Here is a 16,432-nt window from a genome sequence, read left to right on the forward strand (position 1 = left end):
GGAACGGGAAAAGATCAAAAGGAGGACCATGAAACAACGGCGCTTGCTGCACAACAAATCCGCTGCTTAACTGAAATCCAGATGTGCCAGACCCTCCTTTAGTCAGGCCGCTTGCTGTCTCAATTTACCTGACGACGGACATTCGGCATCATTCGTCGAAATCTTACGTATTGGTAAGGTAACGTGCTGATTTCAAATGCGTTCTAATCGGGTTTGGGCTGTTTCCGGTTGTCGCTTACGCGCAATCGTCGTATCCAAATCCCCAAGAAAGAAACGGGACGCAGGATTTAGCCGCCGGGGCATGGGCGGTTAACACACAAGAGAACATCAGAAATTCAATTGCCCGCGCGGCTGCGCGGCGCCGTTTGCGGCGTGGCTTTGAGCGCCATTCGCCGCCTTGAGCATAGGGATAAGATCACCATGAGCTCCATCAACGACTCTCTCCAATCCGCCAATGACGACTCCCTCTACGGTGGGACTGACAATGACACCATCCTCGGCGGTGCCGGCAACGACACGCTAGATGGCGGCGCGGGTAACGATACCCTGTTCGGTGAGACTGGTAATGACAGCCTGGTCGGTGGCGACGGTAATGACCGCATTTACGGCCAGGAGGGCAACGACTCCATCGACGGTGCTGCGGATAGCGACGACATCTACGGCAATGCCGGTAACGACACGATTGATGGTGGTTCCGGTAGAGACGAGATCTACGGCAATGACGGCGCTGACGTCCTTTATGGCGGCGGCGACGATGACGAGATCTACGGTAATGATGGTGCCGACCTACTCTATGGTGGCGCTGGCAATGACGAAATCTATGGCGATGATGACGATGACAGCATCTACGGCCCATTGCCGGCATTTGATGACACGCTCTATGGCGGTGATGGCAATGATGAGATCTATGGCTTCGGCGGCGACGACCTGATCTATGGCGGTGCTGATAATGATGAAATCTATGGCGCTGTTGGTGATGACACCGTTGATGGTGGCACTGGCAACGATACCGTCCAGGGTAAGGAAGGCGAGGACCTAATCTATGGCGGCCTCGGTGACGATAGCCTGGCCGGTGGTAAAGGTAATGACACCCTCTATGGCGGCAGCGGCGATGACTCGATCCGCGGCGGCTATGGTGGTGATGCACTCTTTGGTGGTGAGGGTAATGACACCCTTGTCGGCATTGCTGGCGACAACCTGCTTGTTGGTGGCGATGGCAACGACTCGATCTATGGCGACCGCCAGGGTCTTGGCGCCGATACGATTGAGGGTACCGCCGCTGAGCTAGACGGTGATCAGCTCTTCTCAATCTATGGCAGTGTTGACCAAATCCATGTCACGGATGCCGATAGCTTCACCGTCTCAACATCGGCCAATGGCGGTGGCACGCTATTTGAGCTGACCGGCGGTGACCTTGGTGCCTCCACGATCTCGATCAATGTGGATGGCGGTACCACCTTTACCGCGGGTGCGGTTTCAGGCGGTGCCTTCACCATCAACGCTGACCCGCTGATGAGCGGCAGCGCAACCGCTGGCAATGACAGCATTTACGGCACGAATGGCAACGACACAATCAATGGTCTGGCCGGTGATGACAGCATTTATGGTTATGGCGGCGCCGACCTGATTTATGGCGACGATGATTCCGATCTGATCTACGCCGATAATAAGCAAGATAGCTTCAACGATACCGTTTATGGCGGTGATGGCTCTGATGACATCTATGCCTATGGTGGCGATGACCTGATCTATGGCGATGCCGGCGATGACTACATCTATGCCAGCGCCTATGGCGTTCAGGACGCTAATACCGTTTACGGCGGCACCGGCGATGACCAAATCTATGCCTATGGCGGTGATGACCTGCTCTATGGTGGTGACGACAATGACACCATCTATGGCGATGCCGCTGACCTTCTTTACGGCAATGACACCCTCTATGGCGATGCCGGTAACGACAGCATCTATGGTGGCCGTGGCGATGACCTGCTCTATGGCGGTGCGGATAACGACACCATCTACGGCGTCTATGGCGGCGACACCATGTTTGGTGAGGATGGTAACGACTTCCTCTACGGGCTCTACGGCAATGACTACGCCGATGGCGGTGCCGGTGATGACAGCATCTACGGCAATACCGGCGATGACACCCTTTACGGTGGTGATAACGACGATACCGTCGTTGGTGGCTATGGTGGTGATGCGCTTTATGGCGGCGATGGCAATGACCTGATTTACGGCACTGGTGAGTTCACCTTCCTTAGCAGTGGCGACTACGGCGACGAGAACAATTACATCGATGGCGGCGCTGGTAACGACACCCTCTACGGTGGTGATCAGTTTAGTAGCATCGTGGAGAGCGCGGACACCTTTGCCGGTGCGGCGGCTGAGCTTGATGGTGACGAGATTCACTTCTTTGAGAGTAATCACGACACCATTCTTGTCACCGATGCCACTGGCTTCTCGATTGGCGTCGCCAACATCTCAGGCACCCAGACCGACATCACCTTGACCGGTGGCACCCTGGGCGGACCGGTTACGTTCTCGGTCTTTACTGACAATGGCAACGTGACCGCGGGGGCCGTCAATGGTGGCGCCTTTACCCTTGAGGTTAACCCGACGGCAGCCAATGACGTCCTTTATGGCGGTACCAGCAATGACTCAATTGATGGTGGTGTCGGCGACGATAGTATTTTCGGTCGCGATGGCGATGATACCCTGCTCGGCGGTGCGGACGATGATCGGTTGTTTGGTAACGGTGATGATGACAGCCTATCTGGCGGTGCTGGTAATGACACCCTGATCGGTGGCACCGACAATGACGACACCACCGACTCTGATACGCTTCAGGGTGGCGATGGTAATGACCGACTATCCGGTAACACCGGCGACGATGTTCTGTATGGCGACGCTGATGAGGATACTCTCTCAGGTGGTACCGGTAATGACACCATTTATGGTGGTGACGGTGCCGACGTCGTCTATGGCGAAACCAGCGATAACCTGTTTAGCAGCGGCATCGAGGATCTCTTTGGTGATCCAGAATACGGGGTGGTTGCCTTCAACGGTGATGACGTCATCTATGGCGGGGCCGGTAATGACAGCATCTATGCTTATCGTGGTGCTGACACGATCTACGCTGATGGCGGCAATGATTTTATCCGGCTGGATAACAGCGGCGGCCGACAGATCCCTGGCTTCCAGGATCTAATTGTGGTCACCGATACTGGTGCCAGCATTACCATCCAGGGCTTTGAGGCGCAGACCGATGCCATCGACTTTGATGGTGCTGTGACGATCAACCAGGTTGGTACCAATGCGACGGTGACTGGTGGCGGCACAACCTTCACCTTCATCGATCTGTCGGGCACGCTAGAAGCCGATAACTTCGACGGTCTGCCCGATACCACTGGCGGCGGCAGCAGCGGCGGCGGTGGCGGCTCCTTCGGTTCGGATGAGGAAACCCTCACCGGCGGCGAAGGTGAAGTGGTTGAGCTGTTGGATGGCGATGACACCGCGACCGGTTCATCAAGCGCTGACAGCATCGATGGTGGTTCCGGTAACGACAGCATCAGCGGCGCTGGCGGTGACGACAACGTCCTTGGCGGTGACGGCAACGACGTTGCCTACGGTAACCAGGGCACCGATATCGTTTACGGTAACAAGGGTGACGACACCCTGTTCGGTGGCCAGGGTAGCGACACCAGCTATGGTGGCCAGAACGAAGACGTCGTCTATGGCAACAAGGGCGATGACGGCATCTACGGTAACAAGGGCGATGACACCATGTATGGCGGTCAGGACAGCGATGTTACCTATGGCGGCCTCGGCGACGACATTGTCTACGGCAATAAGGGTGATGACACCCTGTTCGGTAACAAAGGCGATGACCTGCTCATCGGTGGGTCCGGCAATGATGTCTTCACCTTCGGTGGCGACTTCGGTGACGATGTGATCAGTGACTTCGGCGACGGGGATGCAATCGATCTGGGTGATGCCACGATCATTGGCAGCCAGGTGACGCCGGAAGGTCTGTTGATCACCACCGATGGCGGTACTGTTCTCCTGGTCGGTATCACCAGCGAGGATGACGTGACCTTCGTCTAACCGACATAAAGCGATTAACGAGACGCCCGCCCTGGACCCCCAGCGGCGGGCGTTTTGTTTTGTGGCCTTTCTTAATACGGGTGTATCGATTATCAAATGCGCAATCAGTGCGCGGGATTTTTGATTGGGCTCTTGGCCATCTATGCGGCAGATACCAACCCATATCGCGGATAATGACCGTCGGTTTTTAGCCGATGTGTTTGCCGCCCATCCGGACGTTGAAAAGCGGTTCCGGGCGATTTGGGCGCGCCAACCTGCGGACCGGCCCAAGATGGTGCATGAGATCATGGCCCGCCCGATGGAGCGTGTGGCCAAATCCCTCAACATTCCTGAAGCCTGGCGGCAAAGCCGTGCAGAGCGGGCGAAGAGCCGCTCACAGATTGCCCAATGGTTCGCCCCGCAGACCCTGCCAAATCCACAACGCCTCGGCCATATGGCCCGGATGGATGAGGAAGTGCGCAGCGTCATCGACTATGTGGCTGGTGGCACCGATCTGGGTAAGCAGGATCGCCATCGCCTCGGCGTGCTAGCAGCGACCGAGATTTACCCGCCCAAAGATTGGGAACAGCTGAAGATCGCTCGACGGGTGTCAATCGGCCGTGACCAGGCGGATCGCTGGGTCGCCGATACTGGCCGCTTACAGACCCTGACCCGCGCCCTACAATTGGAAGCGCAGCTGCCGCATCTTAAAGATGACCTTGATATGATCTGGATCCGCTCCGGCGGTGGCCAGATGCGCAGCGATGGTGGCAAGGCCATGCGCCGTGCCCTGGTACTTGAGCGGCAGGCGATGCATCGGCTGGAGGTGGTTGAAGACACCCGGCCCTATGAGGGCACGACCCCGCTAATCCGCATGCTGGGTCAGATACCGGGCAAAGAGGGCTTGCAAGCCAACCTTACCGGCAACACTGCGGTATCAGCAGTCACACAGACCGCCGCGCCGACGCGCAGAACCTAACCAAACCAATATCCTGATTTAAGGGGGTGAAGACTATGGCAATGGCCCGTTACAGCGGCTCTCAGCTGCGTATGGATGTGCGACGCATTATGCTCGAATTTGCCGCCGAGGCTCGCAGCAACCCAGAGACCTTCGATCTCGTTAGCCCACCTTCCGGTCGCCGGGCTGGTGTCGATGCCTATACTGAGGTTGGTGGCTTCTCAGCGGATGCCGAAGCCCATGTGGTGACGCCTTTGCTTGATGCATTTCCGGGCGGTGCCACCCAGTCTGAATTGGCGTAGTATCTCAAGGCGTTGCCAGACACTTTCCAAACCTGGGCAGAGAGTGCCGGCCCCTACATGGTTGAGGCCACCCAGCGCCTGATGGCTAAGCTTGCACCAGATGTTCTGGCCGCCGCTGAGCCACCGAAGCATGAAGTGCCAACGGATGAGTTCGTTGCGGCCATGGCTGGGTATAGCCATGAAGAAGGCTTCTACCACCACCGGTTACTAGAGCAGGCAGTGAAAGCCATCGGCCAGCCCGACACCCTGACCGAGCGCAACATGCCAGAGCTGCTAAGCCGTTTTGAGGCGCTCTCTAGCGATCAGATTAGAGATCCCGACGGGATGGATTACTTCTGGGAAGATGTCACAGATAAGCTGAATGGCACCTTCAAATCGCTTGATGAGCAGCGGAAGGCTGCGGCCGCCGCAGGGCCTGCCGCCGATGCTGCAGGCCCATCGCCAGAGGTTGCGCGCCGCAAGCTCTAATCAGCCCCTAAGCCTGACCATCAGGCGTCCGTCAATCGCGGCGAGACCAAGGCCGATCAGCGCCATCCCAATCAAATGTTTGGGCAGCAGCACCTCGCCTAGGAAACCGATGCCGAGGGCGATCGCACTGATCGGGATCAGGAAGGTCACCAGCAAGAGATTGGTGGCCCCGGCCCGGGCGAGTAGTTGGAAATAGAGAATGTAGGCGAGCGAGGTCGATAGGGCTGCAAGCCCGACCAGCGCGGCAATCGTCTCGAAGCCCGGCATCGGTAGGGTCCAGGGTTGGTCGACCACTAGCATGGCTGGGATCATCAGCATGCTGGATGCCGTCACCTGACCGGTGGCGGTCGCCATCGGTGACACGCCCATCGCCTTAAACCGCCGTCCAAAAACCCCGGCAAAGGCATAGGTGAGGGCGCCACCCAGGATTGCCATCTGGGCCCAGACCTCTAAACCGACCGCGGAACTTAGGGATTGCAGTGCCGTGCCACCAATCATCACGGCAACGCCAATCAATCCCAAGATCACGCCGACAACCTTGCCAGCACTCATCCGTTCATCCGCGGTGAGCAGATGGGCAACCACCACGCCAAAGAGTGGGGTGGTGGCATTCAGGATCGCGGCCACACCCGAGGCGATATGCGCCTGGCCCCAGACAATCAGGCTAAACGGGATCGCATTGTTTAGGAGGCCCATGCCAAAGAAGGCGAGCCAGATGCGGCGTCCTTCTGCGGTCGCCATGCTGGGCATCTTCCGGCCCGTCACCATCATGATTGCCAGCAGGATTAGGGCGGCCAGTACCACCCGGCTGACCACCACAGTAAAGGTCGGCAGCTCGGTGACCGCGACGCCAATAAAGAAGAACGACCCACCCCACAGCACCGATAGCAGGATAAGCATCCCCCATTCGGTCAGGCCCATGGATGGTGTGGTTGGGCTAGCGGTGGCGGTGGTCATGGCGCGGCCTAAGGGGCTGGTGGAGGAACGCTCCACCCTAGGTGGCTTGCCAATGGCTAGCAGCCCGTTTCTTACGATTTGCCGCTAGCCACTGGTCGCCCAGAAATGGTGGGTGGGGCCGTGGCCCTGACCAACACTGAGGTCTTCCGACGCGCCAATCAATGCCATTCCTATCAAGTGCTTGGGCAGCCCAGGCGTGAATGAGTTGATCGCTGTGATCATGTACATGGCAGCAGGCGTTGTGCCGGACATGCCGAGTGATCCATCGGCTGCGGTAGTCAGTTCTTCCATAAACTCGTATGATTGGATCACTGCAGTTATGCCTACTCTGATCCATTTAGGACATAATCCATTCAGCGGTGATAAAATGTATAATAAAATAAAAAACACAAAAAGATTTATACCCATTATTCTAATGGGGTTATTTATTCTTGTCCCTCAAAAATCATACTCAAAAGACGGTGCGAAAAATTTCTTATGCCCATGTTTGCGAGATTCAAATAACCAAGAGTATTGGAATGGTCTTAGGGGTATTGATACATTAGTAATATTTATTTCTGTTAAAAACTCTGAAATGATGAACTGGAGTAACTTGAAAAGTTGCTCTCTGGGTGAGCGGAGTTTTTCCAGCGAACGAGAGGAAATTGTCTATAGGAAAGAAAATATACAAAACAATCAAAGCTTCATTAACTCGATGCTTCTTTCATACGAAAAGTCAATTTTAGAGGTATCAAAGAATTTGAATGTGGATCGAAATTTAAATATAGTTACTAATTATGAGAATTTTATTAGAGAAAAATCAGACAATAATATAAATTATGCTTTATTAAATATTGTTTTTGATTGTGAGGTAGTGGGGGAAAATTCTGCTCAATATGAGTTTTTGATAAATTTAATACATGTTAGTGGCGGAAAAATATTTTTAGGTGAGTATGCCCTGCTTAATAGAGCCGCTAATATATTAAAATTTGTATCGTCACACGAGAACATTGTTAATGAACTTGAAACGCGCTCAGCCAATGCTTTTGTCAGAAGATTGTTAAAACTTATCTATTCTCAACATGAGTGCAATCTTGTTTGTAAGTAAACTTATTTCTAGAGGGTGATGATGCCTTTTCCTGAGGTCGGAAACGCCTTGTCAAGTAGTTCTGCTTTCTATGATCCTGTTTTTAGTGCATCCACATTTAATTTTGGCGCGAAATTTATTATTGGTGGTGTTCACTACAGCCTGCCATTAGAGGAAGCGATTTGCCGTTAGGTGCTCGCCGCCCAGAAGTGATGGGTTGGGCCATGGCCACTGCCAACAGCCAGTTGATCAGCCCCAGCGATGGCGCCAGCAATGTAGGCCTTGGCCTTCTGAACCGCTGGCTCCAGGCTGTCGTTCAGTGCAAGCTGGGTGGCCAATGCAGCTGACAGGGTGCAGCCGGTGCCATGGGTGTTCTTGGTCGCAACCCGTGCCCCGTCGAACCAGGCCTCGCCCTGATCGCTTAGCAATAGGTCTGGGCTCTGATCACCGCTCAAATGACCACCTTTCAGCAGCACCGCTTTAGGCCCGAGGGCCAGGAGGGCGGCGGCGAGATCGGCCATCTCTTGACGCCTGGTGATTTCCGGTTGGTTGGTAAGGGCGGCGGCCTCCGGCAGGTTTGGTGTAATGACGGTGGCCAGGGGGACGAGGCGCTCACGCAAGGTGGTAACCGCTTCTTCGGCCAATAGACGGTCACCGCCCTTGGCCACCATGACCGGGTCCAGAACGATGTTTGTGGCCCTATTGGCGGTGAGGGCATCGGCCACGGCAGCCGCAATCTCTGCCGTCGCGATCATGCCGACCTTGACCGCATGCACCTCGATATCGGCGAACACGGCATCAATCTGGGCGCGGACAAATTCTGGTGCGACGAGTTCAACACCGGTGACACCTTGGGTGTTCTGTGCCGTCAGTGCCGTAATCGCAGCCATGGCATAGCCGCCATTGGCGGAGATGGCCTTGAGGTCAGCTTGAATACCGGCGCCACCGGAGGGGTCAGAGCCGGCAATGCTAAGGGTATTGGGCGGGGTGGTTGAGGGCATTCTATTAGGGGTGCCTGATTTAAGGGGTTGTGCCGGGCCGGGGTGCGTGGCTCAGTATGCCTCTGTTACGCTGGTAAGGATGTAGTCGCCCATGTTTGATATCGCCACCTATCTCGCCTTTGTCGCCGCATGTGTCGCGGTGGTGATTGTGCCTGGTCCGACCGTGACGGTGATCATCGCCAATTCCCTGCGCCATGGTGCCCGCGCCGGTATCGCCAATGTGGCGGGCACACAGCTTGGTCTTGCCGTCATGTTGGTGGTTCTGGCTGCGGGCCTGCAGCTGGTCATTGAGGCCATGGGCGCGCTGTTCTTCTATGTGAAGATCGCGGGCGCTGCCTATCTCATCTATCTAGGTATCAAGATCATCCGATCGCGCCATGACGATCTTGAGGATCCGGAAGCTCTGGCCAAGGATAGGCCCGCCAAGTTTCGCTGGTGGCATTACTTTTGGCAGGGCGTGCTGGTGATCTGGTCAAACCCCAAGGCGCTTTTGTTCTTTGGCGCGTTCATCCCGCAGTTTGTGGTGCCCGGCGATTTAGTTGTCGGGCAAACTCTGATATTGGGCGCCACCTTTATGGTGGTCGCCACCGTGCTCGACGGCGCCTATGCCGTCGCGGCGGGTAAGGCCGGCGGCTTCCTGACCGCTAAGCGGCGCAAGTTGCTCGATTGGTTTGGTGGCACCGCACTGATCGGCGGCGGTATCTGGCTTGCACTAACTAAGCGGGCCTAGCCTGGCGGGCTTACAGATTAACCTACGGTCCGTTTGGTCTGTCCGCTGGCATGGCAACGATTTCGATCTCGAGATCGGCATCATCACTGCCGTATTCGGCGAGGAAGGCTGCGATTTCGGCATCGGCCTTATGGTTCGCCTTGATGCCCAGGTCCTCAAGTCGGTTTACCACGGTGGCCTGGACGCGCCTGGCCTGCTGCTCAACCAGCTGGTCACGATAAAGCGTGTGATCAACGGATGAGCTGACATATCCATGCACTAGGCCATCGGCAAAGATCGCACCCGCGACGTATTTCGGGTCATCCTTTTCAAGGAAGCCCTTCTCATAATCCTCACCCAGCTGATGCTGGCGGCTATGGGTGTTCTCATGAACCGTGGTGCCAATGACTTGAACGGGATCTTCCCAGAAATCTTCAGCTGCCCGATTGACAGATATGTCCCGACTTCTGGGGCTGTAGGTGCCGCGCCTGGTCCTTTTCTGGCCTTCGGGTCCTATGACGGTCGGCCAATCCTTGGTCTTCACTTCGACCGGCTGAAAGCCGCCCAGCTTGGCCTGCTTGTTGACCACATGCTGAAGCACGTTGAGCCGCGCATTCTCGTCCATGCCCGGCCAATCCATCAGCGCCTGCTGCACCATTGGGTCATGGGCCAGGCTATCGGCCAGTTCTTGGCGATATTGGGTCTCTTGCTTGTAGTAGGGCTCACCGGCATCGATTGAGGAATGCAGCACCCCACGTGCCTTGGCGATAGCCTCGGTCGGTTCCCGGGCGACTTGTAGCGCCCTTATCATCTTAATCTGGGTGTCGGTCTGCAGCGACATCGGCTCAAATTCAGGCAAGCCGTTGATAAACTCCGCTGTCTTGTTAGCGGCGAGCTGCCCGCCAAGCGGGCCCAAATGCTCAAAATAGGCGAGGTCGAGTTCAATCCGATCGAGCTGGGCAAATTCACCAGTGCCGAGTGCCAGTTCCCGCATTCGGCTTTGGGCCTCTTGCTGATGGTCCAACACCGGCTCGGTCTTTAGCGCCTCATTCAGCTTATCGCGCATTGGCTGCGACAGGCCGTAAAGCAGGGCCTTTGGTGCCGCATTCAAATACTGCGCGGCGATATCCCCCCGCATGTAGTCGATTGCTTGGTCGATGCTGCTGCTAAGATGGGTCTCGAAGTGGGTAGGTTGAGCGGGGCTGCTGGCGGACGGTGCATCCCCATTCGCTAGGCTTACTAAATCCCTACTCAGGCCGCTCGACATAGGCGCGCCAATATCCCCTTCCTTCGTGACGATTACATCATACACGAAGCTTGCTGAATCACCGAATTTCGAAAGTCAGGGCCTAGATGTCGGGAACGCCGCGTTTGTCGGCGTTAGGGCCTGCGGCGGCGGGTGCAAGCTCTGCCATTGCGGCCTTAGCCTCAACGGCATGGTCAAGGTCACCCCGTATCCGGGTGGCCGCTTCCGACATCCGATCATTCAGATTGATCGAATAGCTAAGCCGAACGGCGGCTCGTTCAAAGGCCAATAGGTCTTCATCAACCGGGTACAAACCGCCCGCCTTCGCGATATCGCTTTCAATGACGGCGTGGCTCTCTTGAGCCTCGTTTAGCGCCTCTAAGTTTGGGGCCAATGCATGCCCGACCCAGTACTTCGCTCGGTGCCGCTGCTCATCACTAAAGATGCCGCGACCGGTTCCCACCATCCGGCCCAGCTGGCCAGGTCGGCGGGTAAGCTTGTCGATGGCCTTCTCGAAGCCCATGGCAACGGTCAGGTCCTCAAACTTCTGCTTTGCCTCAGCCGGATCGGCATAGATGGCACGGAAGTTCTGATCTACCTGCGTTTCCAAGCGGGCCAGCTGCTTGGGCAGGAACGGGTCATCGACATAGAAATGCTCGTTAAAGTCTCGAGCCTCGTGGGCGTGGGTGAGGGCTTCTTGAACCTCTGGGCGTGCGAGCACTTCATTCGCCCAGGCATCCAATTCTTTGATTCCCTTAAAGGCACGATACTGATCAATCGGGCTTACTGGCTGGCCCAAGCTGCGGCCAGCGTAGAAGCTTCGGGTATCGCCATGCTGGCAGATTGAGAGCAGCTCTTTGATCTCACCATACTGGGCGCGGATTTCTGTTAGGCCCTTAGGAACGGTGAGACCCATCCGGTCGGCATAGCCCCGGAAATCGCCCAAATTTGGGGGTTGCCCAATCTCCAGCCAGAAGGCATTGGCCTGCCGCGGGTTCAGCGGGCGGTCTTGGGGATCGATGCGATCGATCTCATCACGGATGAACTGCCGCCGCCACGCCTGACGGCGGGCGGGGTCCTCGCTTGTGCGGGCACCATCCGGAATGCGACCCTCGGGAGTTTGGATCATTGTCTCAACTGCCTTACGCAACTGGCCTTATCTTGATTTTCAGGCTGTGCACTGCCTGGGCGCCAGTTGCGCAACTGGTATAGTTCACCCCGTTGAAAGAGGCTAAAGCGCAGGGCGGCTGGGATTTAGAGAGTTGACCCATAGCAGGCTTGCTGTAGACCTTGCAGCAATTCCTAAAAACACGCTTGTCGAAGAGATTTCTGATGATCCGAGTTGTAAGCCTGTTCGCGGTCGCTTTGTTGCTAGCTGCCTGCGATGAAGCCGCCACTGATACTCCTGTTGAGCCGCCGGTTCGTGGGCTGATTACAACGCTGGTTGAAGATACCGGGCAGAGCATTGAGCGCCGCTATCCGGGCGTGTTGGAGCCGCAGGAAATCACCACCCTCTCCTTTGAGGTGAGCGGTCGCCTTGGTGAGCTTGCCCTAAGTGTTGGTCAGCAGGTGCAGTCCAACCAAGTTCTGGCCAAACTGGACGTTAAGCAGTTTGAGACCGAGATTGAAAACCGCGCTGCCTCGGTGGAAGAGGCACAGGTTCTGCTGAACCAAGACCGCGAAGACGTCGAGCGCCAGGCCTTCTTGTTAGAACGCGGTGCTGGCACCAAGCTGGCCTTAGATCAGGCAGAGACCGATTTCCAGGCCAGCCGGGCGCGCTTGACCCAGGCTGAAAAGGCCCTGACGGCAGCACAGGAAGACTTCGAGGACGCCACCATGTATGCGCCCTTTGATGGCGTGATTAACTCGGTGGATGCCGATAGCTTCCAGACCGTCAGCACCGGTCAGGCCGTTGCCTCGATCTACAATCCCAATGTGTTTGAGGTCTCTTTCTCGGTGAATTTTGAGATCGTCTCACGCATTGATGTGGGCATGCCCGCCGTGGTGCGTTTGGCGGATGACCCCTCAATTGCGCTGCTTGCGGTTGTCACTGAGGTTGGTAAGCGAGCGGACACCGTCTCCTCCTTCCCAGTGATTGTCTCAGTTGCCGAACGTAACCCGCTTATCCGTGCCGGCATGTCGGTTGAGGTTGAGCTGGAGTTCCCGATTCCGGCGAATGAGGGCTTCCTGATCCCATTGAGTGCCGCAATCACCCAAAAGCAGATCAGCGAAACCGCAGGCCGCGACCCTGTCTTTCCCCTGCAGATGTATGTCTTCAACCCGCAGTCTGGCACCGTTGAGCGCCGTGATGTGACGGCGGCTGGCATGCGCGACAACATGTTCATGGTCATTGAGGGGCTGGAAAGCGGGGAGCGTGTTGCCACCGCTGGCGTGTCCTTCCTTCATGACGGCATGCGCGTGAAGCTGATCGAGGATCAGCCATCCCAATAGTTGGCCACTTAATCCCCGCTATTGGTCCCCGTAAATGGCCCTCGTCTCGCATTAGGGTGGAACCCACAAAATGATTACCGTCTTTGGCCTGGAAAAGAGCCGCTTCACCTACCTGCTGATGGTCCTGGTCCTGTTTATGGGGATCATGTCGTATTTCGACATTCCAAAGCGCGAGAACCCGGCCATTACCATTCGAACGGCCGCCGTCGCCGCTTATTTCGAGGGCATGGCACCGGAGCGGATTGAGGAGCTTGTGGCGATCCCGATCGAGCGCAAGATGCGTGAGATTGGTGAGATCGAGGATATTCGAACCACTGTCACCAATGGCTCAGTTCTACTCTATGCCGACCTCTATGATGAGGTGCCCAGCGCGGATATTGAGAACGCTTGGGAAGACCTCCGTAACAAGATGGGCGATGTGGCGGCCGAGCTGCCCGATGGAACCCAAGGTCCGTTTGTGAACACCGATTANGGTGATGTGGCCATTGCGACGGTTGGCATCACTGGTGATGGCTTTTCCCTCGCCCAATTGGAAGACATCGCAGAGGAGTTACGGCGAGAGCTGTACCTGCTCGACGGCATCTCCAAGGTAACCCTGCATGGTGTTCAGGATGAGCGGATTTGGCTCGACCTCGACACCCGTCGCCTAGCGTCTGTCCGTGGTCAGATCGGCCAGCTGCTTGAGGATTTGGCGGCGCAGAACGTCATCTTGCCAGCGGGTGAGATTGACGCCAATGGCACCCGTGTCGTGCTGGAAGCCAATGGTGATCTAGATTCAGTCGAAGAGATCAGTGAGGTCCTGACCAAGGTTGATGGGTTGGACGGCTTCATTCGCCTGTCGGATCTGGTTGAGGTTCGCCGGGGCTATATCGACCCCAAGGATGATCCGGTTTTCATCAATGGCGAGCCCGCGGTGATCCTGGCCGCTGAGATGGCGGAGACCGCAGATATTCAGGTTTTGGGCCGGGCCTTACGGGTTGCACTCGATAACTTCGAACAGCGTCAGCCAATCGGGGTAGAGCTGCACATCTCAGCATTCCAAGAGACCAACGTGACGGCGGCGATTAACAGCGCCCTGTCCAATGTGGGTCAGACCTTCATCGTTGTCTTCATTGTGATGCTGCTGTTCTTGGGCCTGCGCGCGGCCTTTGTGATCTCGTGTATCGTGCCGTTCACCGTGATGTTTGCACTCAGCAATATGGGCATTGTCGGTGTTGATATTGAACAGGTCTCAATCGCCGCCGTGATTATCTCGCTCGGCCTGTTGGTCGATAATGGCCTGGTGGTCGTTGAGGATATTCAGGGCCGCATCAAAGACGGGGTCGACCCGGCTGAGGCCGCAAAGCAGGCGGGGTCGCAATACATGATCCCCCTCGGCGTGGCGTCGATCACGACCATCTCTGCCTTCGTGCCGATGCTGATGATGACGGGTTCATCCGGTGAGTTTGCCTTCTCCCTCGGCGCGGTTGTGTCCTTGATGCTGTTAGGCTCATGGCTAACAGCCCTCTATGTCCTGCCTTTCTTGAGTGCCCGCCTGTTCAAGCAGCCGAAGCAGGAAGAGAAAGAGTCCGCCAACAAGCTTGCTTGGTATGGAAGCTTGACCCGCAAGCTGCTGCCTTACGGCATTCCGCTAACGGTGCTGGTCTATCTGCTGGTCGCTGGGGCTGTGACCCAGTTCTCAAACGTGAAGCCGGAGATGTTCCCGCTTAGCGATCGCGGTGACTTCATCATCTATATGGATATGCCTGAGGACACGGCGATCTCAGAGACCGAGCGCTATGCCCTCGAGGTTGAGGCTTGGCTGTCGGATAAGTCGGTCAACCCAGATGTGGTGAACACCGCCACCTATGTTGGTTATGGCGGCCCCCGTTTCTATCTGGCGCTAAGTCCTGCTGACGCTAACCCGTCGAGCGCGTTCTTCGCCGTCAATATGACTGATGTCGATGCGGTTCGGGAGATTGTGCCCCGGGTGCGCCGTGCCTTCATTGAACAGTTTCCAGCCGCCCGGTTCCGCATCACCCGTCTCTCAATGGGCGGTAGTGAGTCTGGCATTGTCGAGGTTCAAATCACCGGCCCTGATGCCGCTGTCCTGATGGATGCGGCCGATAAGGTTGAGCGCGCCTATGCCGGTGTTCCCGGTATCAGCCGGAACGAGATTGATTGGGGTAAGCGAGTTCTGAAAATCGTCCTCGACATCGCCCAGGATAAGGCCCGGGAATCTGGCATTACCTCAGAAGACCTATCGCAGGTGATGGAAGCCTACTTCTCAGGCTCCGCCTATTCAGTGTTCCGGGAGGCCGATCAACAGATCCCAATCGTTCTCCGCGCGGAAACCCGAGATCGGGATAGTATTGAGGACCTGGCCAATATGTCGGTCAATGTGGGCGATCGCCTTATCTCTGTCGATCAGGTCGCATCCTTCCAGCCGCGCTTGGAGTACTCGGAAATCCGGCGTGAGAACCAGGTCCGCCAAATCACCATCTATGGCAAGAGTGAGAACTTCTCTGCCCAGGGTCTGTTGGCTGAGATCCAGCCGGTTCTTGATGGTTTAGATTTGGGGCCTGAATACGCCATCACCATCGGTGGTGAGCTTGAGGATAGCGGCGATACCTATGGTGAGATTGGCGGCAATCTGCCAATCGCGCTCGGCATTATGCTGGCCGCCTTGGTGTTTCAGTTCAACTCTATGCGCCGGACTTTGGCGACCTTCATGACCATCCCGGTGATCATGATCGGTGCCCCCTTCGCCCTGATCATCACGGGGCAGCCAATGTCATTCTTTGCCGTGCTTGGTTTGATGTCCCTGATGGGGATCATCATCAACAACGCCATCGTCTTGATTAACCAGATAGATCTGGATGCTGAGACCATGTCGATTGAGGATGCCATTGTCAGTGCGGCCCAGAAACGGGCAACGCCGATCATGCTGACCTCACTGACCACGGTGTTTGGTCTGGTGCCGCTGGCCCTTGCCGGTGGCTCGTTGTTTGAGCCGATGGCGACGATCATGATTGGTGGTCTATTGGTGGCCTCGCCACTGACCCTGCTATTCGTGCCGAGCCTCTGCTACACGCTGATGAAGCGGGAGCAGCGACGGGCTGCTGCGTCTTGAGGAGGGCCATTGGCGCCATTTTTTCGACGCCTGGGTCAAAATCACCTGTTGAGTATTTCGGCATGGGCGGCCATAG

Annotated in this window: 12 protein-coding genes; 8 read left to right on the forward strand and 4 right to left on the reverse strand. The window is 56.4% G+C overall.

The features are described 5' to 3' along the window. Window positions 1–420: 420 nt before the first annotated feature. The 4 genes from KI792_00460 to KI792_00475 all read left to right on the forward strand — a co-directional run bounded on the left by KI792_00460 (window position 421) and on the right by KI792_00475 (window position 5,814). Window positions 421–4,107 carry a hypothetical protein gene (locus tag KI792_00460; GenBank protein ID MBV6631481.1) on the forward strand — a complete coding sequence of 1,229 codons (3,687 nt, stop codon included), beginning with the start codon at window positions 421–423 and terminating at the stop codon, window positions 4,105–4,107. A 142-nt stretch (window positions 4,108–4,249) separates the two neighbouring features. Further along, complete coding sequence (locus KI792_00465; GenBank protein MBV6631482.1) at window positions 4,250–5,065, forward strand: hypothetical protein; 816 nt, start codon at window positions 4,250–4,252, stop codon at window positions 5,063–5,065. A gap of 41 nt (window positions 5,066–5,106) precedes the next feature. Continuing rightward, the gene (locus KI792_00470) at window positions 5,107–5,346 is read left to right on the forward strand and encodes a hypothetical protein (GenBank protein ID MBV6631483.1); all 240 of its coding nucleotides are present in this window, start codon (window positions 5,107–5,109) and stop codon (window positions 5,344–5,346) included. A gap of 57 nt (window positions 5,347–5,403) precedes the next feature. Further along, complete coding sequence (locus KI792_00475) at window positions 5,404–5,814, forward strand: hypothetical protein (GenBank protein MBV6631484.1); 411 nt, start codon at window positions 5,404–5,406, stop codon at window positions 5,812–5,814. Here KI792_00475 and KI792_00480 read toward each other — a convergent pair whose 3' ends face one another. Continuing rightward, the gene (locus KI792_00480) at window positions 5,815–6,771 is read right to left on the reverse strand and encodes a DMT family transporter (GenBank protein MBV6631485.1); all 957 of its coding nucleotides are present in this window, start codon (window positions 6,769–6,771) and stop codon (window positions 5,815–5,817) included. A 196-nt stretch (window positions 6,772–6,967) separates the two neighbouring features. Here KI792_00480 and KI792_00485 point away from each other — a divergent pair, with 196 nt between their 5' ends. Then, window positions 6,968–7,858 (forward strand): hypothetical protein, encoded by an 891-nt coding sequence (locus tag KI792_00485; protein MBV6631486.1) that lies wholly within the window; start codon window positions 6,968–6,970, stop codon window positions 7,856–7,858. 167 nt (window positions 7,859–8,025) lie between these two features. Here KI792_00485 and thiD read toward each other — a convergent pair whose 3' ends face one another. After that, a complete protein-coding gene (gene thiD / locus KI792_00490; protein MBV6631487.1) occupies window positions 8,026–8,838 on the reverse strand; it encodes a bifunctional hydroxymethylpyrimidine kinase/phosphomethylpyrimidine kinase in 813 nt (270 codons plus the stop codon). A 91-nt stretch (window positions 8,839–8,929) separates the two neighbouring features. On the opposite strand from thiD, the gene KI792_00495 reads away from it, so the two are divergent. Next, window positions 8,930–9,568 carry a LysE family translocator gene (locus tag KI792_00495; protein MBV6631488.1) on the forward strand — a complete coding sequence of 213 codons (639 nt, stop codon included), beginning with the start codon at window positions 8,930–8,932 and terminating at the stop codon, window positions 9,566–9,568. Window positions 9,569–9,590: 22 nt separating this feature from the next. Here KI792_00495 and KI792_00500 read toward each other — a convergent pair whose 3' ends face one another. Both KI792_00500 and KI792_00505 read right to left on the reverse strand, forming a co-directional pair. Next, complete coding sequence (locus KI792_00500) at window positions 9,591–10,814, reverse strand: hypothetical protein (protein MBV6631489.1); 1,224 nt, start codon at window positions 10,812–10,814, stop codon at window positions 9,591–9,593. Window positions 10,815–10,896: 82 nt separating this feature from the next. Further along, window positions 10,897–11,922 (reverse strand): hypothetical protein, encoded by a 1,026-nt coding sequence (locus KI792_00505; protein ID MBV6631490.1) that lies wholly within the window; start codon window positions 11,920–11,922, stop codon window positions 10,897–10,899. A gap of 203 nt (window positions 11,923–12,125) precedes the next feature. Between KI792_00505 and KI792_00510 the strand changes: the two genes are divergently transcribed. After that, a complete protein-coding gene (locus KI792_00510) occupies window positions 12,126–13,244 on the forward strand; it encodes an efflux RND transporter periplasmic adaptor subunit (protein ID MBV6631491.1) in 1,119 nt (372 codons plus the stop codon). A 70-nt stretch (window positions 13,245–13,314) separates the two neighbouring features. After that, window positions 13,315–16,356 carry an efflux RND transporter permease subunit gene (locus KI792_00515; protein ID MBV6631492.1) on the forward strand — a complete coding sequence of 1,014 codons (3,042 nt, stop codon included), beginning with the start codon at window positions 13,315–13,317 and terminating at the stop codon, window positions 16,354–16,356. The last annotated feature ends 76 nt before the right edge of the window (window positions 16,357–16,432 follow it).

It is taken from the genome of Alphaproteobacteria bacterium SS10, from assembly GCA_019192455.1.
GTDB lineage: Bacteria > Pseudomonadota > Alphaproteobacteria > TMED2 > TMED2 > TMED2.

What these genes read in the sequence shown, in the direction of transcription:
- KI792_00505 (MBV6631490.1), bottom strand. Translation starts at nt 11,922, where the DNA reads ATGATCCAAACTCCCGAGGGTCGCATTCCGGATGGTGCCCGCACAAGC.
- KI792_00495 (MBV6631488.1), top strand. Translation starts at nt 8,930, where the DNA reads ATGTTTGATATCGCCACCTATCTCGCCTTTGTCGCCGCATGTGTCGCG.
- KI792_00500 (MBV6631489.1), bottom strand. Translation starts at nt 10,814, where the DNA reads ATGTCGAGCGGCCTGAGTAGGGATTTAGTAAGCCTAGCGAATGGGGAT.
- KI792_00475 (MBV6631484.1), top strand. Translation starts at nt 5,404, where the DNA reads ATGGTTGAGGCCACCCAGCGCCTGATGGCTAAGCTTGCACCAGATGTT.
- KI792_00470 (MBV6631483.1), top strand. Translation starts at nt 5,107, where the DNA reads ATGGCCCGTTACAGCGGCTCTCAGCTGCGTATGGATGTGCGACGCATT.
- KI792_00465 (MBV6631482.1), top strand. Translation starts at nt 4,250, where the DNA reads ATGCGGCAGATACCAACCCATATCGCGGATAATGACCGTCGGTTTTTA.
- KI792_00460 (MBV6631481.1), top strand. Translation starts at nt 421, where the DNA reads ATGAGCTCCATCAACGACTCTCTCCAATCCGCCAATGACGACTCCCTC.
- KI792_00480 (MBV6631485.1), bottom strand. Translation starts at nt 6,771, where the DNA reads ATGACCACCGCCACCGCTAGCCCAACCACACCATCCATGGGCCTGACC.
- KI792_00510 (MBV6631491.1), top strand. Translation starts at nt 12,126, where the DNA reads ATGATCCGAGTTGTAAGCCTGTTCGCGGTCGCTTTGTTGCTAGCTGCC.
- thiD (MBV6631487.1), bottom strand. Translation starts at nt 8,838, where the DNA reads ATGCCCTCAACCACCCCGCCCAATACCCTTAGCATTGCCGGCTCTGAC.